Genomic DNA, 18,997 nt, shown 5'->3' with positions numbered 1-18,997 from the left:
TCAGGCGAGGCCCCCTCGCCCTTCACCACGGTCAGGCCGCGTCCCATTGCTCCGCCAGCCGCTGGCGCACCGCGATCGAGGCGGCGCGGGTGTCGTGGGCGGCGGGCGAGTCCAGCCGGCAGGACAGATCGCGATCGCCCCGGGCGCGGATGTCGGCCACGGCCTGCGCCAGCTCCGTCCGCACCCGCTCGACGTCCGCAGGCCCTGGCGCATCCGCCGCGACGCCCTCGATCAGCCGGTGCAGCAGGCCGAGCTTGGCGAAGCTGCGCACGCCATAGGCCATCGGCGGGATCTGCTCGCCCAGCCGGTCCAGCTCCGCCACCGTGCGGCGGGTGACGCGGGCGGCGGCCTCGCGGCCCATGGCATGGACCAGCACACCGTCATCATCCAGCGCCAGGAGGCGGTTGGCCTGGTAGCCATGGGCCAGGAAGGCGCCGGACATGGCCTTGCCGACCAGCAGCGCCACCACCGGATGGCTGGCCAGCCGGGCGGCGGCATAGGCGTCCGCCGCCGCGGCGCAGGCGAGGTGGACGCCCAGCAGTTCCTCCAACCGGCCATAGGCCTGGCTGGTGACGTCGACCAGCGCCACGATCGGGCGGCGGGATCCGTCCCGGTCCGCGGCGATCACCGCCTGGACCGCGGCGGCCAGCCCCCACCCCTCCTCCAGCCCGACCTCGCCCTGGCGGGCACGGGGGAAGCGGTTGGCCGGGTCCGGCACCACCGCGATGAAGCGGGCGGTCTCGCCGCCGAGATCGGCGTCGGCGGTCAGCACCGTGGAGGTGCCGGCGACCGTGGCCGGGGCCTGCCCGGTCAGGGCCGCCAGCCAGGTCCGGCCGCGGCTGCTCAGGGATGCGCTGGTGCTCATGGCATGTCCTCGCCCCACAGGGTTCGCAGGTCGTTCGGCGATGGCGGTGCGGCCGGGTCGATCGCCGCCAGCCGGGCCCGCCAGGTCTCGACCGCCGCGCTGCGGGGCCGGGCCGGAACGCCCGCGGCGAAGGCGGCGCGGACGGCGGCGGCAATGGCCGCGACATCGTCCCCGACCAGCGTGTCCACCAGGTCCGCGGCGTGCCGCTGCTCACCGCCGATCAGGCTCCAGATCAGCCGGCGGTCCGACGAGTCGAGCTCCTCGATTCCGGCCTCCTGCTCGATCACCTCCGGCCCGTTCATGCCGAGCCGGCCCTGCCGGGTCACGATCAGCGTGCTGCACAGCGCGGCCGCCAGCGACATGCCGCCGAAGCAGCCGACCAGGCCGGAGATGACGCCGACCACCGGGACATGCGGGCGCAGCGCCAGGATGGCGGCGTGGATCTCGGCGATGGCGGCAAGGCCCAGATTGGCCTCTTGCAGCCGCACGCCGCCGGTCTCGAACAGGATCACCGGCCGGGTCGGCACGCCCTTGCGGTGGTCGGCCAGGGCCCGCTCCAGCGCGCCGGCGATCTTGGCGCCGGCGACCTCGCCCATGCTGCCGCCCTGGAAGGCGCTTTCGATGGCGGCGACCACCGCGGGCTGGCCGTCGATGGTTCCGCGGGCCAGCACCACCCCGTCATCCGCCTGGGTGACGATGCCCTGCAACGGCAGCCAGGGCGAGGTCAGCCGGTCGAACGGCCCGAGGATCTCGCGGAAGCTGCCGTCGTCGAGCAGCGCCCGGGCGCGGTCGCGGGCGGTCAGCTCGATGAAGCTGTCGCGCGAAACGATGGCGTTCATGATCTCGTCGCCTCCACCGCCTGTTCGAGGCGCAGCGCCACCATCCCCGGCGTCGCGCCGAAATCGTTGATCTCCACCGCCGCGGCGACGGCATGGCGTTCGAAGAAGCGGTCCAGCACCGCCTTCCACACCGCGCCATAGCCGTCGACGCTGGTGCTGACCACCACGCGCGCCCGCCCGTCCGGCGAGGGCTCGATCAGCACTTCGAGGTTGCCGGAGCCGACGACGCCGACATGGGCGCGCTTCGGCACCGGGGCGGTGGCGGGATAGTCGAAGGTCAGGCGTTCCATGGGGCGAACCTCCGGTCGATGCAGTCGAGGAACAGGGTGGCGGCCAGCAGGTCGGCCGACCCGCCGGGCGAGGCCCAGCGCGCCAGCAGGTCGGCGTCGAGCACGGCGAGACGCGCCCGCCCGGCCGGATGCGCGGTGCCGCCGGCGGCGAGCACGGCGCGCGCGCCGGCCTGCGCCGCGTCGAGCGCACCCTGGCCGCCGCGATGCAGCAGGCAGGTGTCGTCGAGCGACGCCATGATCGCCAGCAGCGCGTCGAGCCGCGCTTCCGTCTCGCCGGCCCCGGCGCCGCGGGCGGCGCGCAGGGCGGGCAGGCCGACCGCGACCGCATGGGGGAAGCCGTCCCAGGCCTCGCCGCGGGCGCCGGATACCCCGTGCAGGTCCCGCACGTGGGTGCCGTGGCTGGCGGCCCGGGGCGCGAAACGGTCGGGGTTGCGGGCGATGGCGCCGGCGATGCCGCCGATGCGCCGGGGAGAGGCACCGCCCGCGATCACCGCGCCGGCCAGCAGCAGGCCGAGGGCCCAGATCGCGCCACGATGGGCGTTGCTGCCGCCGGTCGCCGCCATCATGGCGCGCTCGCCGTCGCGGCCGATCGCGGCTAGGTCCTCGCGCAGGAACCGGTCCGGCACGCGGCCGGCCGCGGCCTCGGCCATATCCCGGAAGGCCGGCCGCAGCGACCGCGCGGAGCGGTGCAGCAGGGCGAGGTCGAGATCGTGGTGGGCGCCGGAGCCGCGGCGGTCGACCAGCCCCGGCTTGGGGGTCAGCTCGGCCTCCTCGATCAGGGCCCAGACGGCGAGGTCGGCGAGGCCGTCCACGCCGGGCCAGGCCTCGGCGCGATCGACCAGAGCGAGAGCAGCGGCGGCCATGACGCTCACCAGCCGCGGAACCGGGCGGGCGGGTCGTAGAGGCCGCCGGACCAGGTCACCAGATCGTCGATCGAGCGCGCAGCCAGCAGCGACCGGTTGGCCTGCAGCCGGCTGACGCCGATGTCCTCGGGGAAGGCGACGATGCCGCGCGCCCGCAGGTCGGCGGTGCGCTTCGCCTCCGCCCGCCGCCCGATCTCGGTGGCGCCGGCCACCGCGGCGATGGCGGCCCGCCGCTCCTCCCCGCCCTCGGCCTTGTAGAGATAGGCGATGCCCTCCTCGGTCACGACATGCGAGACGTCGTCGCCATAGATCATCACCGGCGCGATCGGCATGCCGTTCTTGCGGCCGACCTCGACCGCGTCGAGGGTGTCGACGAAGGCTGGCACGCCGCCCGCCTTGAAGGTCTCGACCGTCTGCACCACCAGCTTGCGGCCGCGGGCGACCGGTTCCTTCGAGGTCATCAGGCTGAGCCAGGCCTCGCTGGCATGGCGGCGGCCGCGCGGATCATGCCCCATATTGGGGGCGCCGCCGAACCCGGCCAGCCGGCCGAGGGTGACGGTGGAGGAGTTGCCGTCGGCGTCCATCTGCAGGGTCGAGCCGATGAACAGGTCGACGCCGTACTGCCCGGCGAGCTGGCAGAACACGCGGTTCGACCGCAGGCTGCCGTCGCTGCCGACGAAGAAGATGTCGGGCCGGGCGCGGATGTATTCGCCCATGCCGACCTCGCTGCCGAAGCAGTGGATGCTCTCGACCCAGCCGCTCTCGATCGCTGGGATCAGCGTGGGGTGCGGGTTCAGCGCCCAGTTGCGGCAGATCTTGCCCTTCAGCCCCAGGCTCTCGCCATAGGTCGGCAGCAGCAGTTCCACCGCCGCGGTGTCGAAGCCGATGCCATGGTTCAAGGCGGTGACCCCATGGCGCTCGTAGATCCCGCGGATGATCATCATCCCCATCAGGATCTGCAGCTCGTTGATGTGGCGGGGGTCGCGGGTGAACAGCGGCTCGACCGCGAAGGGCCGGTCGGCCTCGACCACGAAATCGACCCAGGAGGCCGGGATGTCGACCCGCGGCAGCTCGTCGACGATCCGGTCGACCTGGGCCACCACCACGCCGTGGCGGAAGGCCGTGGCCTCGACGATGGTCGGCGTGTCCTCGGTGTTGGCGCCGGTGTAGAGGTTGCCGTGCCGGTCGGCCTGTTCGGCGCAGACCAGGGCCACCTGCGGCGTCAGGTCGACGAACATCCGGGCGTAGAGCTCGATGTAGGTGTAGATCGCGCCGATCTCGAGCTTGCCGTCCTCCAGCAGCTGGGCGACGCGCAGGCTCTGCGGCCCGGCGAAGGAGAAGTCGACCTTGCGGGCGATGCCGCGCTCGAACAGGTCGAGATGCTCGCGCCGGCCCAGCGTCGAGATCAGCAGGTGCAGGTCGTGCACCTTGCCGGGGTCGACCTCGGCCAGGGACCGCGACAGGAAGTCCGCCTGCTTCTGGTTGTCGCCCTCGAGCGCGACCCGGTCGCCCGGCTCGATCAGCGCCTCTAGCGCCGCGACGATGCGGTCCGGCCGCAGCACCCGGCCGTCGGCGAAGGCGGCCATCCGTTCGACGCGTCGCTGCTTGCGGAGGGGCAGCTTCGACCAGCTTTGGGCGGCATCCATGCGCAATCTCCGCAGGCTTGGCGGACCCGAGGCCCACCGTGTACCGATGCGATTGTCGTTTCCTCAATATGAATACCGGAGTGACGATCCGCAAGCCTTAAAAATACACATAGCCCATTAAATCGAGTTTATGAGCACACAACACCATAAGTCAGGCGCGTCTGGATACGCCGCCGAACCCGGCCCCCTGGCCGCGCAGCCGGGACGATGAGCCGCGCCCTATACACAAGTATGATCGCCGCACCCCACATGGTTACCGCAATGACCGCCAATATAGTGGCGGCGATCGCGCCGAAGGCGTCTGCTTCTCCGGCGCATCAATGTCGGGATCGCCATCATGGCCAGCGCCGGGAAGCTGAACGTTCCCCCTGAATTGCAGATCGCACCGCCGGCCGGATCCCGACCCTTGAGCAAGCGTGCCAATCGGCCTTGGCCGACGGCGCGGAAGAAGCCCCGGACACCCCATGTCCCGGCCCTCGCCTCGCCGCCTCCCCGAGAAGACGATCGACGCGTGGATCCCACGACGCCGCCGCGCCAGGCCGGCGCGACGGCGTGCGGTCCGGCTCCTCAAAAGCCGGGACCACGACACTGACTGGAGGAAAGTCATGACCATGTTCACCCGCCGCAACGCGCTCACGACGATGGCCGCCGGCGGCCTCGCCGTCGCCGCCACCGCCGCGCATGCCCAAGGCGCGGACGCCCTGCAGCCGAAGACCCCCGGTCGCGGCGGCACCGATCCGGGCCCGCGCGATCTGGTGCGCGACCAGGAGAATCCGAGCTTCCTGAACCCGCCGCGGACCGACAGCGGCACGTTCCAGAACCTGCGCTACTCGTTCTCCGACTCGCATATGCGCCAGGAAGAGGGCGGCTGGACCCGTCAGGTCACGATCCGTGAGCTCAGCGTCTCCAAGAACATCGCGGGCGTGAACATGCGCCTGAACGCCGGCGGCACGCGCGAGCTGCATTGGCACAAGCAGGCGGAGTGGGCCTACATGCTCTATGGCGAGGCGCGGATCTCCGCGGTCGACGCCGCGGGCAACAACTTCGTCGACGATGTCGGCGTCGGCGACCTCTGGTACTTCCCCTCGGGCATCCCGCATTCGATCCAGGGTCTTGGGAAGGACGGCTGCGAATTCCTGCTCGTCTTCGACGACGGCGAATTTGACGAGGACGGCACCTTCCTGCTGAGCGACTGGTTCAAGCATGTGCCGACCGACGTGCTGGGCAAGAATTTCGGTGTCGATCCGAAGTATTTCGGCCACACGCCGGACCCGCATGAGCGCTACATCTTCAACCTGCCGGTGCCGGGCCCGCTGGCCGGCGACAAGATCGCCGGCGCGAAGCAGGTGCCCCAGGTCTTCAGCCACAAGATGATGGCGCAGGAGCCGATCCGGACCAAGGGCGGCACGGTCCGCATCACCGATTCCTCGGTGTTCCCGGCCTCCAAGACGATCGCGGCGGCGCTGGTCGAGATCGAGCCGGGCGGGATGCGGGAACTGCACTGGCACCCGAACGCCGATGAGTGGCAGTACTACATCGAAGGCCAGGCCCGGATGGGCGTGTTCGGCGCGGTCGGGTCCGCCCGCACCATCGACTACGTGGCCGGCGACGTCGGCTACGTGCCCTTCGCCATGGGCCACTATATCGAGAACACCGGCACCACGACGCTGCGCTTCCTCGAGATGTTCAAGAGCGGCTATTACGCCGACGTCTCGCTGAACCAGTGGCTGGCCCTGACGCCGCCGGAGCTGGTGCAGGGCCATCTGAACCTCGACAAAACAGTCATGGACGCGCTGCGCAAGCAGAAGTCGCCGGTGGTTCCCAGCTGACGCCGGCGCCATGACAGCGCCCGGCCCTGTCCCCCATGCGACAGGGCCGGCATCGGGAGGGGGAAGACCGCCAGCGGGGCCTGCTCGGGTTCCCGATGCCGCAGATGAGGAAAGTGGGCGATGTACCGCGACACGATTGCCAAATACGCCGACGCCGGCGCGCACAAGGCCGAGATGGTCAGGCTGCACCTGGTCAGCTTCCTGATCGGGTCGGCCCTGGCCGGCGCCTATATCGGCTTCGGCGACATTTTCATGTTCACCGTGGGCGCCCATGCCGACCCGGCCTGGGCGCATCTGGTCATGGGGGCGGTGTTCGCCTCGGCCCTGACCATTGTGATCTTCGCGGGGTCGGAGCTGTTCACCGGCACCGCGATGTACATGCCCTTCGCCGTGCTGCGCGGCGCGAGCACCACGCTGGACATGGTGCTGGTGTGGATCTCCTGCTGGGTCGGCAACCTGGTCGGCGCCGTGGTGCTGGCGGCGCTGCTGCACATGGCCGGCGGCGGTACCCTGCTGACCGACGGCAGCAGCGAGTTCTTCGGCGTGGTCGCGGCCAAGATGGCCGCGCCGGGCTATGAGCTGTTCGCCCGCGGCCTGCTGTGCAACTGGCTGGTCTGCCTCGCCATCTGGATGTGCGGCCGCACCGAGAACGACGCGGCCAAGATCGCGCTGATCTTCTGGCCGATCGCCATCTTCGTCGCCTGCGGCTTCGAGCATTCGGTCGCCAACATGTTCGTGTTCGCGCTGGCGCTGCTGGGCGAACATCCCGACACTGTCACCTTCGGCGGCGCGGTCCACAATCTGCTGTGGGTGACGCTCGGCAACCTGGTCGGCGGCGGCCTGATGGTCGGGCTGGGATACTGGGCGCAGGAGCGCGGCAGCGGCCGCGAGGCCGAAGCCGGTGTTGCAGCCCCGGCGGCATCCCGGCCGTCGAATGCCATGCCCCGGGCGTGACGGGGTTCCGTCGGCGGTAGTCGATCTTGTTCAAGGAGCAGTGCCATGGCCAAGACCAAGGATCAGGACGTTCCCGGCGTCAAAGCCTATGACGGGCCGGCCGGCGGCTGGGGCGCGCTGGGCGCGGTGGCCCGGGCGATCAAGGACCAGATGGCGATCGCCGAGGACACCCGGGCGCTGCTGCGGATGAACCAGCCGGCGGGGTTCGACTGCCCCGGCTGCGCCTGGCCCGACCCGAAGCACACCTCGTCCTTCGAGTTCTGCGAGAACGGCGCCAAGGCGGTGTCGTGGGAGACCACGAGCAAGCGCACCACGCCGGAGTTCTTCGTCGCGCACACCGTTGCCGAGCTGTGGACCTGGTCGGACTACGCGCTGGAGGATGAGGGCCGGCTGACCCATCCGATGGCCTATGACCGGGCCACCGACCGCTACCTGCCGGTCTCGTGGGACGACGCGTTCCGGCGCATCGGCGAGACGCTGCAGGGCTATGACGACCCCGACGTGGTCGAGTTCTATACCTCGGGCCGGACCTCGAACGAGGCCGCGTTCCTGTACCAGATCTTCGTCCGGGAATACGGCACCAACAACTTCCCCGACTGCTCGAACATGTGCCATGAGGCGACCAGCGTCGGCCTGCCGGTGTCGATCGGCGTCGGCAAGGGCACCGTGACGCTGGAGGATTTCGACCTCTGCGACGCGATCTTCTGCATCGGCCACAACCCCGGCACCAACCACCCGCGCATGCTGACCACCCTGCGCGAGGCGGCGAAGCGCGGCGTGCCCATCGTGGTGTTCAACCCGCTGCGCGAACGGGGGCTGGAGCGCTTCGCCGCGCCGCAGAGCCCGCTGGAGATGCTGACCCTCGGCTCGACCCCGATCGCCTCGGCCTACCACCAGGTCAAGGTCGGCGGCGACGTCGCGGTGTTCAAGGGCATGATGAAGGCCCTGCTGGCCGCAGACGCTGCGGCCATCGCCGCCGGCGGCGACAGCCTGCTCGACCGGGCCTTCATCGCCGAGCACACCACCGGCTTCAAGGCGCTGGCGGCGGATCTGGAGACCGTGTCCTGGGAGGTGATCGAGGCCCAGTCCGGCCTGCCGCGCGCGGCCATCGAATCCGCGGCGCAGGTCTATGCCGCCGCCAAGAACGTCATCATCTGCTACGGCATGGGGCTGACCCAGCACCTGCACGGCACCTCGAACGTGCAGCAGCTCGCCAACCTGCTGCTGCTGCGCGGCAACATCGGCCGGCCGGGCGCCGGCATCTGCCCGCTGCGCGGCCATTCCAACGTCCAGGGCGACCGCACCGTCGGCATCACCGAGATCCCGTCGGACGGGCTGCTGAACGCGATCCAGCAGATCTTCGGCTTCGACCCGCCGCGCGGGAAGGGCCACAACGCGGTGGAATCGATCCAGGCGATCTGCGAGGGCCGGTCTAAGGCGATCATCTGCCTGGGCGGCAACCTGGCCGTCGCGATGTCCGACCCGGAGGCGGTGTTCGCCGGCATGCGCAAGCTGGACCTCGCTGTGCACATCGCCACCAAGCTGAACCGCTCGCACCTGCTGCTGGCGCGGGAGTCGATCATCCTGCCCTGCCTCGGCCGCACCGAGATCGACATCCAGGAGACCGGCGCGCAATCCGTCACGGTCGAGGATTCGATGTCGATGGTGCACGCCTCGCGCGGCACCCTGCCCCCGGCCTCGGACCAGCTGCGGTCGGAGCCGGCGATCGTCGCCGGGCTGGCGCTGGCGACGCTGCCGGGCACCAAGGTCGACTGGGCCGGCCTGGTCGCCGACTATGCCCGCATCCGCGACAAGATCGAGGCGGTCTACCCCGACTTCCACGATTTCAACGCCCGCATCGCCACCCCCGGCGGCTTCCGACTGACCGTCGCGGCGTCGGACCGCAAGTGGCTGACGCCATCGGGCAAGGCGAACTTCCTGGTCTGCGCCGGGGTCGAGGAGGATCCGCGGGCCAGCGGCGCCGGCGCGCTGCGCCTGACCACCATCCGCAGCCACGACCAGTACAACACCACGATCTACGGGCTGAACGACCGCTACCGCGGCATCACCGGCCGGCGCGACGTGATCTTCCTGAACCAGCAGGACCTCGCGGCGCTGGGCCTCAGCCACGGCGACCGCATCGACATCGAGACCGTGGCCGAAGGCGAGGACCGGCCCCGCGTGCTGCACGGCATGACCGCCGTGGCGCACGACATCGCCGCCGGGTCGGCCGCGGCGTATTATCCGGAGGCCAACGGGCTGGTGGCGCTGGGCCAGTATGACGAGCGCAGCGGCACCCCGGCCTACAAGTCGATCCCGGTGACGATCCGCCGGGCCGCCTAGGTCGAGGCTCGATCAAAGCTGGAAGACTTGCCCGCTATGTCGAGGTGAATGTCGGCCTTTTCCTACTGGTTTTCGCCGGCCTGCGGGGCAACGTTTTCAATTGGGGCATCGGCGGGTCTGGTGGGACCGGCCGGCACATGCGATTTCTCGAACGCCATTGCGACCGCGAGGGAAGACAAGAAGATCGCTAAAAGTGCACTGTCAACGCAATCCCGATCGGCTGACAGATCGTCAGCTTCGTGGCAGGGTGGCATGCATGTTCCCGGAGCGCCTCGAGACCGCCAGACTGATGCTTCGGCCGATCGCGCCGGGCGATGCCGCGGCCATCTTCGACGGATATGCTCAGGATCCGGAGGTGACCCGCTTTCTGACATGGCGACCTCACGTCGCGATCACGGAGACAGAGGCGCACATCGCTCGCTGCCAGGTTGAGGCGCAGTCGAAGACCTATGTGCTGGTTGGCAAGCGTGACGGGAAGATCATTGGCTCATTCGCCCTGCGGCACCCCGCCCCGCATCGTCTCGGATACGGATATGTCCTTGCGCGCCCGTTCTGGGGGATGGGGCTGATGACCGAAGTGCTGTCACATGCGACGCAGTGGGCGCTGGATCAGCGCGATATCTGGCGCATCGGAGACGTCTGCGACTGCGAGAATATCGGCTCCGCCCGGGTGATGGAGAAGGTCGGCCTGGAGCGCGAAGGGCTGCTTCGCCGATGGATCATGCATCCGAATGTCAGCAGCGAGCCGCGTGACTGTTTCGCCTACGCAAGGTCAAGGTAGACTCCGCCAAGCTCGGCCGCGTTAGGCCGAACCCGGCTTGACTGGTCAGGTTCTCTTTGGAGAGCCACGGGCGATGTCCGCCAATGGTGCGAGGCAGACGCGGCCGTGACGTCCGACAGTGACCGCTTTCCGCCCAGAGACAACGATTTCACCCGCGCCATCCCCGATCACCGCCCCGACCCCACCGGCGCCACTCCGGCACGCCCGCACGCCGCCTCGATCCAGTCGGCCAGGACCTGGCCGTCGAAGGGCTTGCGCAGGATGCGGGCGGCCGGCCCGGCATGCTGCCGCACCCGCGCCTCGGAATAGGCGGTGATGAAGATGAACGGCACCGCCGATCCGCGCCCGTGCATCTCGCAATAGAGGTCGATCCCGCTCATGCCCGGCATCTGCACGTCGGTGATGACGCAGGCGACCTCGTCCCGGTCTGGCGCGGCCAAGAACTGCTCCGCCGACGGGAAGGTCCGGACGGCGAAGCCGAACGACCGCACCAGGCTGCCGGTCGCCCGGCCGACCGAGGCGTCGTCATCGACAATCGCAACCACGGGGGACCGCGGCATGGGCCCGTCTCCACACTGGGCGCGACCGGCGGCCGCGCGGCGGACAGAGAGCGACCGATCCAGGCGATGATGCGCCGGCCGGGCGGCCCCGAAAATCATACGGAGGTTTTAGTCGACCGACCGGTTGCGATGCCGGGCCTCGAGCGCATCGGCGATGCGCACGAGGTCGGTGATCGACCGCGCCATCATCTTCTTCATGACATGGCCGCGATGGATCTTCACCGTGATCTCGCTGAGGCCCAGCCGGCCGGCGATCTCCTTGTTCATCAGGCCGGAAGTGACCAGCGCCATGATCTGCCGTTCGCGCGGCGTCAGCGTCTCGTACCGGCTCTCGATGCCGGAGAACTGGTGCTCGGCCGCGCGCCGCTGGCGGTCGCGCTCGATCGCCGCCGCGACGGCGTCGAGCAGGTCCTGGTCGCGGAACGGCTTGGTCAGGAAATCGACCGCCCCGGCCTTCATCGCCCGCACACTCATCGGGATGTCACCATGGCCGGTCATGAAGATGACCGGGACATGGATGCCCGACTGGGCCAGCTGCACCTGGAAGTCGAGCCCGCTGACGATCGGCAGCCGGATGTCGAGGATCAGGCAGCTGGCGGCCTGCAGCAGGTCGCTGCGCAGGAACTCCTGGGGCGAGGCGTAGGTGGCGACGCGGAAGCCGACCGACCGCAGCAGGCTGTCCAGCGCGTCGCGCACCGCCGCCTCGTCGTCGACGACCAGCACCAGCGGCGCCGCGGCGGGATCCTGGGTCAAGCGGCCCTCCTCCGCGTCACGGGCAGCACGAAGTGGAAGGCGGCCCCGGCGCCGGCGTTGCGCGTGGCCCAGATCCGCCCGCCATGGGATTCGATGATCGACCGGCAGATCGACAGCCCCATGCCCATGCCGTCGGATTTGGTGGTGTAGAACGGCGCGAAGAGATGCGCCATCGCTTCCTCGTCCAGGCCGACGCCGCTGTCGCCGACCGACACCAGCACATCCCCCGCCTGATCCTCTCGGGTTTCGACGGTGAGTTCGCGGCCCGACACCGCCGCCATGGCCTGGAGGGCGTTGATCACGAGGTTGATCAGCACCTGCTGCAGCTGGACGCGGTCGGCCGGCACCGGCGGCAGGTCGGGCGACAGGTCCAGCCGCAGGGCCACCTGATGGTCGGCGATGTCCCGCTGCATCAGTTCGACGACCTCGTCGACGACCGCGTTGACATCGACCGCCAGCCGCTCGGGATCCGCCTTGCGGGCCAGGCCGCGCAGCCGCTGGATGACATGGTCGGCGCGCCCGCCTTCCCCGACGATGCGTTCGGCGCAGGCCCGGGCCTCCGCCAGGTCGGGCACCGGGCGGTCGAGCCAGCGCAGGCAGGCCTGGCCGTTGGTGACGATCGCGGCGAGCGGCTGCTTCACCTCATGGGCGATCGAGGCCGCCAGCTCGCCCAGCGTGATGAAGCGCGAGACATGCGCCAGCTCCGCCCGCGCCTGGGCCAGCGCCCGCTCCACCCGGTTGCGCTCGGTGATGTCGACGGCGCTGATCAGGCCGCTGATGCGCGTGCCGTCGGCCGGGAAGGTCGCCGTGATCAGGATCGACCGCCGCTCGCCGGCGATGGTCTGCAGCGCGCTCTCCCCGGCATAGGAGGGCCGGCCTTCCGCCAGGGCGATCAGCAGCTCGCGATACGCCACCACGGTTTCGGGCAGGAAGAAGCGGCGCCGCTGGGTCAGGACCTCGGCCTTGTCGCTGGCGCCCAGCAGGCGGATGACCGCGTCGTTGATGTCGACGATCTCGACCAGCGAGATGCAGCGTTCGACGAAATGCGGATCATCCTCCAGATGGCGCCGGAAGTCGGACACGCCCTGCCGCGCGAGATCGTCGAAGGCGCGGCGGACGCGCGAGAAATCCTCCTCCCAGATCGACACGCCGACCGACTGGAAGATGGTGCGCCAGCGCCGCTCGCTCTCGCCCAGCACGGCCGCCGCCGCCTGGTTGCGGATGGCAAGCAGGGTGGCGATGGCGATGGCCGACAGGCTGACCAGGCCGCGCAGCAGATGGGCCTCGAAGCCGGGACGTTCCGCCCCGGCGGCGAAACCGACGATGGTCAGCGCGACGCAGGCCAGCGCGACGGTGACGATGCCCCGCCGGTCGACGAAGCCGACCGCCATGAAGATGACGATGGCGTAGAGCACGGCCACCGCGATCTTCATCGGGCTGAAGGTGTCGAACAGGAAGATCGCCAGCGCGAGGGCGATGGTGAGAAGCGGCAGGACGCGGCCGTGCCGGTGGCGACCGTCGCGGATGTCCGCGTTCAATCCGCCTCCATGGGGCTGTGGTGCGGGGCAAGCTCTCTGGGCATTCTCGGACCGTCGCTGGCAGGCCGTCTCGACCGGATCGGCGGATGTGACCTCCGAAGCGAAAAGCGTGGCAAGGAAAATCCGTTGTTCACCCATCGCCCCAGGCGCCAGGCCCCGCCCCGCGCCGGTCGCGCTGCGTCTCCAGCAGCGGCAGGATCGTGACCTCGACGCGATGGTGGTCGCGAACCGCGCGGACCAACCGGCCCGGCCTCCTGCCACCAGGGCGTCGACACCGGGACCGGCGCCAGGCTGCCGACCACGGCATCGGCCGGCGTCACCAGGACGATCCGGGCCGTCCGCGGCTCCGGCATCGCATCGACAGGGGCGGATGTCATCGGCTGAGGGCACTCACAATTTCCAGATGTCATGCCACGGCTTGACCGTGGCATCCAGGGTGGCAAGAGCCGCTCTCGATGGCCCGGTCGAGCCGGGCAATGACACTAGAAATTGAGACCCGCCTCAACCGGACAGCCTTGGTCAGACTCCGGGGCGCGGTGGGACGCCGGTGACGCGGACATCGTTGCTGGACAGCGCCCCCTCATGGACCAGGAGGCCGATGCCGCCGTCGCTGAAGGCCTCCGGCGAGCCGTCCTGCGCCGACAGCACCGTGTCGCCGATGGTGCAGGCGATCCGGCCGCCGGCCGCCTCGACCACGATCTCGTAGGCCGTCTCGAGCGACCAGGCCAAGGGCGTCTCGGCCAGCACCGTCCGCTCCTCGTCGCGCTGGCGCACCAGCCGCAGCATGCCGTCGCGCGACAGCAGGGCGGCGTAGTACCGGCGCAGGCCCTGGACGCGGACGGCGATGCCGGCCTCGCTGCCGAGATGGATCATGACGTCGGCGGCGACCCTGTAGTCGGTCCATTGCCTTGTGCCGTGGATAATGATGCCCTCGCCGCGGTCCTGCGAGATGCGGAACGAGGGCGGGAAGCGCTTGGAGAAGAAGCTGACGCCGTTGACCCAGGCCTGGCGCCAGAAATCGCCGGTCTCGGCCGGGCGGCGGAGATGCAGGTCGGGGGCGCCGTCGTAGCGCATGTGGTCGAGGATGACCGCGCCGTCGGCACGCGGGCCGGCGGCGGTGACGACCAGGCCGATCTCGGCGATCGGCTGGCCACCGAGATCGGGCAGGACCCAGGACAGGGTTTCCGTCCGGCCCGGCTTCAGCGTCATCGGCGTGCCGTCCACGGTGCGCAGCGCATCCTCGGCAGTGTAGACCTTGAGCCGCAGCGCGACCGTGACGTCGCCGCGGTTGCCCGGTTCGGCCGCAACCTTGGCCGACAAGGTCTGGCCGGGATACAGCAGCGGCGTCGCCATCAGGTCGTAGGTGCGCATATTGACGACTTCCGGCGGGCTGAAGGTTGGCGTCGTCACCGCCGCGGCCTGGGCCGGCCCCAGGCCGCGATAGCGCAGCGCCAGGGCGCGGCCGCCCGGCACCGGCACGTTCTCGACGGCGAGATGGTCGATCAGGCCGTGGCCGTGCTCTGCCCGGAAGCCTTGGACACTGCCCGGCAGCGAGAAGTGGAACTGCGCGCCATTCTTGGGCGCGGCGATGCCGGGGCCGCCAGCGAGCCGGGAGCCGAGCCCCGCGAGCTGGTAGGCGACCCGCACCGCGTCGTTGATCGAGTTGCCGCCGTCGGCCGACGAGATCAGCAGCCGGTCGGCCAGGGGGCCGCGCCAGTCCGGCCCGGCCTCGATGCCGTCAAGGCCGTGCATGATGCCGAGGAGGCAGCCGACATTGCCGGCGTTGCAATCGGTGTCCCAACCCGAGGTGTTGACGATCATCTGCGCGCGTTGGAAGTCGTCCGGCGCATACAGCACTGCCATGATCATCAGCGCGTGGTTCGGCACCACATGGCAGTTGCCGGGGTATTTGTCGTAGCCGTAATGGTCCTCGATCTTCTGCCGGGTCTCGCGCCAGTCCGGATGCTGCCGGTGCCAGGCGCGGATGTCGGCGATCAGCGCGGCGATACGGCTGTCCCCGGGAATCCGGGCGAGGCCGGTGTCGATCAGGTGGTCGATGTCGGACGACACGAAAGCCTCCGCCTCCATCGCCGCCCACAGCACGGCGGCGTGGACGGATTCGCCGTCATGGCTGACCTTGCCGGCCTGTTCCGCCAGTTTGGCCGCGAGGTCCGGCTGGCCGGGCGCCACCATGGCCCAGCCGTCGATGAAGATCTGCGCACCGATCTGCTCGGCCACGGTCACGCCGTTGACCTCGATCGATCCGCTGGCCGGCGCCGCGACGCCGCGCTTCAGGTTCAGCCAGGCGGTGTGTTCGGTGGAGTTGCCGTTGCCGCCCCACCACAGCACCGAGCGGTGCTCGACCAGGTAGTTGAGCCAGGACTTGCCGATGTCTTCGGCGGAGAGGTCCGGCGTGATGCCGTAATCCTCCAGCGCGCGGACGAAGGTGAAGGTGCCGGCGACGTCGTCGTCGGTGACCACCAGCGGCACGCCCAGCCGGTCATGCACGTAGTACTCGATCGGGCCGAGCTCCTGCATGATCCGCTGGTAGGTCCAGCCTTCGAACGGACGGCCGAGATAGACCCCGACCAGCTTGCCCAGCACGCCGGCATAGACGCGCTCGAGATAGTCGTTCGGGAGGGCGGCGGTGCTCATGAGATGCTCTTCCGGTTTGGGGTGGAGAGGGGCTCAGCCTTTGACCGAGCCGCCGGCCATGCCTTCGATGAAGCGGCGTTGCAGCGCGACGAACAGGACGACGATGGGCAGCACGACGATCAGCGCCGCGGCCATGATCTCGCCCCAGTCGGAGCTGTACTGGCCTGACAGCAGGAAGAAGGAGACCACGGCCGTCAGCTTGTCCTGGCGCTGGAGGAAGGTCGTGGCGATCAGGAACTCGTTCCAGGAGTAGAGGCCGATGATCAGCGCCACGGTCAGGATGCCGGGCGAGACCATCGGCAGCATCACCCGCACGAAGACCTGCCAATGTGTGGCGCCGTCGACCAGCGCCGCCTCCTCGATCTCGCGCGGGACCGCCTGGAAATAGGTGTGCAGCAGCATGATCGCGAAGGGGCTGTAGATCGCGGTGTAGACCAGCGACACCGCGAAGACGTTGTTGATCAGCCCCAGCTTGGCGAAGCCGAAATACAGCGGGAACAGGAACAGCTGGATCGGCGCCGTGGTGGTGGCCAGCAGGTAGAAGGTGACGATCTTCCATCGCTTGATCTTCTTGCGCGCCAACACATAGGCCGAGGCCGAGCCGGTGGTGCAGACCAGGAAGATGGTGAGCGCGGTCAGCACCGCCGAATTGACGAAGGTCTGGCTGAACCGCGCATCCTTCCAGGCCCGGGCGAAGTTGTCCCAGCGGATCGTCTGCGGCAGCGCCAGCGGGTTCAGCAGGATCTCCGGCGCCGATTTCAGCGCGTTGAGGACCAGGAGCGCGATCGGGAACAGGGCGGTGAAGGCGCCGATGCCGAGCACGACATAGCTGACCGCAAGGGTCGCCCGGCTTTCGACCAGCCTCATGACGCGCCCTCCTTCGACTGCAGGCGGATGTAGAAGAAGGTCGCGACCAGACCGAACAGGCTGATCACCAGGGCCGCGGCCGCCGCCTGCCCGACATTCAGGTCGTAGAACGCCTTGCGGTAGGCCAGCGTCGACAGCACCTCGCTGGAGAAGGCCGGCCCGCCCTGGGTCAGGATGTAGACGAAGTCGAACACCAGGAAGGACCAGATCACCGTCATGATCATCATCAGCGTGATGGTCGGGCGGATCGCCGGCAGCAGCACGTAGCGCATCATCTGGAAGAACTTCGCGCCTTCGAGGCGGGCCGCCTCGATCTGCTCCTGCGGCACCTGGCGCAGCGCCGCGAAGAAGATCACGCACAGGAAGCCCCACCAGTGCCAGAGATCGACCGTCGCCACGCCGAACAGCGCCCGCGATGGCTGCGACAGCGGGTTGGTCAGCGGCAGCCCGGTCTTCTGCAGCAGCCCGAACACGCCGGTGACCGGGCTGTAGATCATGCCCTGCCACACCCGGGCGGTGATCGCCGTGGCGATGATCACCGGCAGGAAGTAGATCACCTGGAAAAAGGTGCTGCCGCGCCGGGCCACCAGCAGCATGGCGGCGGCCAGCAGCCCCATCGCGATAGGCACCACCAGGAAGATCGCAGTCCAGATCAGGTTGTTCTGCAGCGCTGTCCAGAACACCCCGTCGTTCAGCAGGGCCGAGAAATTGCCGAGGCCGATGAACACCGGGGTCGAGATCCCGTCCCAGCGGAAGAAGGCCAGCGCCACCGTCAGCAGCGCCGGGATCAGGATGACCGCGAGGTTGATCGCCAAGGTCGGGACCAGGTACAGCCACATGGCGGCCTCCGGCTGTCGGGCGCGGCGGATAGTGCTCACCGCTTCGGAATCGCCGGAGCCTTGCCCTGCTCCCGGTCCTGCTTGAAGGTCGCGTCGAGCGTCTCGAGGAACTGGGCGGTGGTGATCTTGCCCAGCCACACCTCCTCGATGCCGCTGACCACATAGGTGTCGGTCGCCGGCGGCAGGAACGTCCAGGTGGTGTAGCCGTACTGGCCGGCCGAAACCGCCCCTGCCAGGTTCTTCATGGTCTGGCCGTAGAGCGGCAGCACGCTGTCGGCCATCGTCACCTTGGACAGGTCCTTCAGCGGCGTGTTCCATTCGCCCTGCCAGGCCGAGTTCATGTCGCCGTAGAACTTGTCGCTGAACACCATGTCGATGACGGCGGCCGCCCCATCAGGGTTCTGCGAGGTCGCAGCGATCGAAAAGGTCGAGCCGACGCCGAGCGCGTAGATCGGATAGGGCACGCCCTCGGCGCTGGGGAAGCCGACAAAGGCCGGCTCGGCATTGTTGGCCGGGAAGTAGCGCGGGACGTTGGTGAAGTTCCAGGTCCCGGTCGGCGCCATGCCGGCCTGGCCGGTGGCGACCTGGGCGAAGGCCTGCTCGCCGGTCAGCGAGAAGTAGTTCGGGCCGAAATAGCCGGCCTGCCACCACTTGTTCAGCGTGTCGATCGCCTTGACGAAGGGCTCCGCCGTCCAGGGGATCTGGCCGGTCAGCGCCTTGTAGACATTGTCCGGCCCGGCGATCGAGTTCAGGACGATCGAGACGTAGTGTTCATTGGCCGGCCGCCAGTCGGCATTGCCGGCGGCAAAGGGCACGATGCCCTTCGCCAGCATGGCGTCGGCCAGCGTCTCGAACTCGGCGATGGTCTTCGGCGGCTGCCAGCCATTCTTGTCGAACAGCGTCTTGTTGTAGAACAGCCCCAGCGTCTCATAGGTCTTCGGCAGGGCGTACAGCTTGCCGTCGTATTTGCCGATCTCCAGGAAGATCGGCAGCAGCCGGTCGTTCCAGCCGAGCTTGGCGGCATAGTCGTCGAGCGGCAGCAGCTGCCCTGCCTGGGCCATCGCGGCGACGTAGCTGGGGCCGGCGGTGTAGACGACGTCGGGGCCGGACCCGGACAGCATGGCGATGCGCAGCTGCTTGTCGAGCTCCGCGCCGCGGAAGTCGATCGACAGGCTCTGGTCGGGATGGGCGGCGTTGAACGGGTCGACCAGGATGGTCTGCAGGTTCTCCTGGTTCTCCGGTGCGGCGGTCTCGTACCACCAGGTGATCGGCTTCTTGTCCTGGGCCGATGCGGTCGCGGCGGCCAGGGCCACGGCGGCGAGACCGGCCGCGGCGGCAAGGTGTTTCAGGCTCGACATGGCTTGCTCCTCCCTTG

16 protein-coding genes are annotated in these 18,997 nt (G+C 69.3%); 4 read left to right on the top strand and 12 right to left on the bottom strand.

Annotated features, from left to right (window positions below; all coding sequences use genetic code 11):
• Nucleotides 1-31 precede the first annotated feature (31 nt).
• Genes mdcE through mdcA form a run of 5 tightly spaced genes read right to left on the bottom strand, consistent with a single transcriptional unit; the run spans nucleotide 32 to nucleotide 4,503 of the window.
• Nucleotides 32-865 (bottom strand): biotin-independent malonate decarboxylase subunit gamma, encoded by an 834-nt coding sequence (gene mdcE / locus E9232_RS20605; RefSeq protein WP_309796993.1) that lies wholly within the window; start codon nucleotides 863-865, stop codon nucleotides 32-34.
• The gene (locus tag E9232_RS20600) at nucleotides 862-1,704 is read right to left on the bottom strand and encodes a biotin-independent malonate decarboxylase subunit beta (RefSeq protein ID WP_309796991.1); all 843 of its coding nucleotides are present in this window, start codon (nucleotides 1,702-1,704) and stop codon (nucleotides 862-864) included. Before E9232_RS20600 ends, mdcE begins: the two co-directional genes overlap by 4 nt.
• The gene (locus E9232_RS20595) at nucleotides 1,701-1,994 is read right to left on the bottom strand and encodes a malonate decarboxylase subunit delta (RefSeq protein WP_309796989.1); all 294 of its coding nucleotides are present in this window, start codon (nucleotides 1,992-1,994) and stop codon (nucleotides 1,701-1,703) included. The genes E9232_RS20600 and E9232_RS20595 overlap by 4 nt, the downstream gene beginning before the upstream one ends.
• Nucleotides 1,982-2,857 (bottom strand): triphosphoribosyl-dephospho-CoA synthase, encoded by an 876-nt coding sequence (locus E9232_RS20590; protein ID WP_309796987.1) that lies wholly within the window; start codon nucleotides 2,855-2,857, stop codon nucleotides 1,982-1,984. Before E9232_RS20590 ends, E9232_RS20595 begins: the two co-directional genes overlap by 13 nt.
• 5 nt (nucleotides 2,858-2,862) lie before the next feature.
• Entirely contained in the window at nucleotides 2,863-4,503 is a 1,641-nt protein-coding gene (gene mdcA / locus E9232_RS20585; RefSeq protein ID WP_309796985.1) for a malonate decarboxylase subunit alpha, read from the bottom strand.
• Between the two features lie 605 nt (nucleotides 4,504-5,108).
• Between mdcA and E9232_RS20580 the strand changes: the two genes are divergently transcribed.
• The 4 genes from E9232_RS20580 (at nucleotide 5,109) to E9232_RS20565 (ending at nucleotide 10,410) form a co-directional block, all read left to right on the top strand.
• The gene (locus E9232_RS20580; protein ID WP_309796983.1) at nucleotides 5,109-6,332 is read left to right on the top strand and encodes an oxalate decarboxylase family bicupin; all 1,224 of its coding nucleotides are present in this window, start codon (nucleotides 5,109-5,111) and stop codon (nucleotides 6,330-6,332) included.
• Nucleotides 6,333-6,452: 120 nt separating this feature from the next.
• Entirely contained in the window at nucleotides 6,453-7,286 is an 834-nt protein-coding gene (locus E9232_RS20575; protein ID WP_309796982.1) for a formate/nitrite transporter family protein, read from the top strand.
• A gap of 45 nt (nucleotides 7,287-7,331) precedes the next feature.
• Nucleotides 7,332-9,629 carry an FdhF/YdeP family oxidoreductase gene (locus E9232_RS20570; RefSeq protein WP_309796979.1) on the top strand — a complete coding sequence of 766 codons (2,298 nt, stop codon included), beginning with the start codon at nucleotides 7,332-7,334 and terminating at the stop codon, nucleotides 9,627-9,629.
• A gap of 256 nt (nucleotides 9,630-9,885) precedes the next feature.
• Entirely contained in the window at nucleotides 9,886-10,410 is a 525-nt protein-coding gene (locus E9232_RS20565; protein ID WP_309796977.1) for a GNAT family N-acetyltransferase, read from the top strand.
• Between the two features lie 167 nt (nucleotides 10,411-10,577).
• On the opposite strand, the gene E9232_RS20560 is transcribed toward E9232_RS20565, so the two are convergent.
• From E9232_RS20560 to E9232_RS20530, 7 genes are all read right to left on the bottom strand, one after another.
• Nucleotides 10,578-10,970: a response regulator transcription factor gene (locus tag E9232_RS20560; RefSeq protein WP_309796976.1), complete on the bottom strand. Its 393-nt coding sequence runs from the start codon at nucleotides 10,968-10,970 to the stop codon at nucleotides 10,578-10,580.
• A 108-nt stretch (nucleotides 10,971-11,078) separates the two neighbouring features.
• Entirely contained in the window at nucleotides 11,079-11,723 is a 645-nt protein-coding gene (locus tag E9232_RS20555; protein WP_309796974.1) for a response regulator transcription factor, read from the bottom strand.
• The gene (locus E9232_RS20550) at nucleotides 11,720-13,261 is read right to left on the bottom strand and encodes a sensor histidine kinase (RefSeq protein ID WP_309796971.1); all 1,542 of its coding nucleotides are present in this window, start codon (nucleotides 13,259-13,261) and stop codon (nucleotides 11,720-11,722) included. Before E9232_RS20550 ends, E9232_RS20555 begins: the two co-directional genes overlap by 4 nt.
• Before the next feature lie 519 nt (nucleotides 13,262-13,780).
• Nucleotides 13,781-15,916, bottom strand: coding sequence for an ADP-ribosylglycohydrolase family protein (locus E9232_RS20545; RefSeq protein ID WP_309796969.1), 2,136 nt, complete (start codon nucleotides 15,914-15,916; stop codon nucleotides 13,781-13,783).
• 33 nt (nucleotides 15,917-15,949) lie between these two features.
• The gene (locus E9232_RS20540) at nucleotides 15,950-16,783 is read right to left on the bottom strand and encodes a carbohydrate ABC transporter permease (RefSeq protein ID WP_309796967.1); all 834 of its coding nucleotides are present in this window, start codon (nucleotides 16,781-16,783) and stop codon (nucleotides 15,950-15,952) included.
• Nucleotides 16,780-17,622: a carbohydrate ABC transporter permease gene (locus E9232_RS20535; protein WP_309796965.1), complete on the bottom strand. Its 843-nt coding sequence runs from the start codon at nucleotides 17,620-17,622 to the stop codon at nucleotides 16,780-16,782. The genes E9232_RS20540 and E9232_RS20535 overlap by 4 nt, the downstream gene beginning before the upstream one ends.
• Before the next feature lie 35 nt (nucleotides 17,623-17,657).
• Nucleotides 17,658-18,980: an ABC transporter substrate-binding protein gene (locus E9232_RS20530; RefSeq protein ID WP_309796963.1), complete on the bottom strand. Its 1,323-nt coding sequence runs from the start codon at nucleotides 18,978-18,980 to the stop codon at nucleotides 17,658-17,660.
• Nucleotides 18,981-18,997: the final 17 nt, after the last annotated feature.

The organism is Inquilinus ginsengisoli (assembly GCF_031453975.1).
In the GTDB taxonomy this organism is placed as follows: domain Bacteria; phylum Pseudomonadota; class Alphaproteobacteria; order DSM-16000; family Inquilinaceae; genus Inquilinus; species Inquilinus ginsengisoli_A.
The sequence above is the reverse complement of the archived record's forward strand: the minus strand, read 5'-3'. Positions and strand labels throughout refer to the sequence as shown.

Coding starts and splice junctions, on each gene's coding strand:
- E9232_RS20530 (WP_309796963.1), bottom strand. CDS start 18,980: ATGTCGAGCCTGAAACACCTTGCCGCCGCGGCCGGTCTCGCCGCCGTG.
- E9232_RS20535 (WP_309796965.1), bottom strand. CDS start 17,622: ATGTGGCTGTACCTGGTCCCGACCTTGGCGATCAACCTCGCGGTCATC.
- E9232_RS20570 (WP_309796979.1), top strand. CDS start 7,332: ATGGCCAAGACCAAGGATCAGGACGTTCCCGGCGTCAAAGCCTATGAC.
- E9232_RS20560 (WP_309796976.1), bottom strand. CDS start 10,970: ATGCCGCGGTCCCCCGTGGTTGCGATTGTCGATGACGACGCCTCGGTC.
- E9232_RS20595 (WP_309796989.1), bottom strand. CDS start 1,994: ATGGAACGCCTGACCTTCGACTATCCCGCCACCGCCCCGGTGCCGAAG.
- mdcE (WP_309796993.1), bottom strand. CDS start 865: ATGAGCACCAGCGCATCCCTGAGCAGCCGCGGCCGGACCTGGCTGGCG.
- E9232_RS20600 (WP_309796991.1), bottom strand. CDS start 1,704: ATGAACGCCATCGTTTCGCGCGACAGCTTCATCGAGCTGACCGCCCGC.
- E9232_RS20540 (WP_309796967.1), bottom strand. CDS start 16,783: ATGAGGCTGGTCGAAAGCCGGGCGACCCTTGCGGTCAGCTATGTCGTG.
- E9232_RS20580 (WP_309796983.1), top strand. CDS start 5,109: ATGACCATGTTCACCCGCCGCAACGCGCTCACGACGATGGCCGCCGGC.
- E9232_RS20545 (WP_309796969.1), bottom strand. CDS start 15,916: ATGAGCACCGCCGCCCTCCCGAACGACTATCTCGAGCGCGTCTATGCC.
- mdcA (WP_309796985.1), bottom strand. CDS start 4,503: ATGGATGCCGCCCAAAGCTGGTCGAAGCTGCCCCTCCGCAAGCAGCGA.
- E9232_RS20590 (WP_309796987.1), bottom strand. CDS start 2,857: ATGGCCGCCGCTGCTCTCGCTCTGGTCGATCGCGCCGAGGCCTGGCCC.
- E9232_RS20565 (WP_309796977.1), top strand. CDS start 9,886: ATGTTCCCGGAGCGCCTCGAGACCGCCAGACTGATGCTTCGGCCGATC.
- E9232_RS20575 (WP_309796982.1), top strand. CDS start 6,453: ATGTACCGCGACACGATTGCCAAATACGCCGACGCCGGCGCGCACAAG.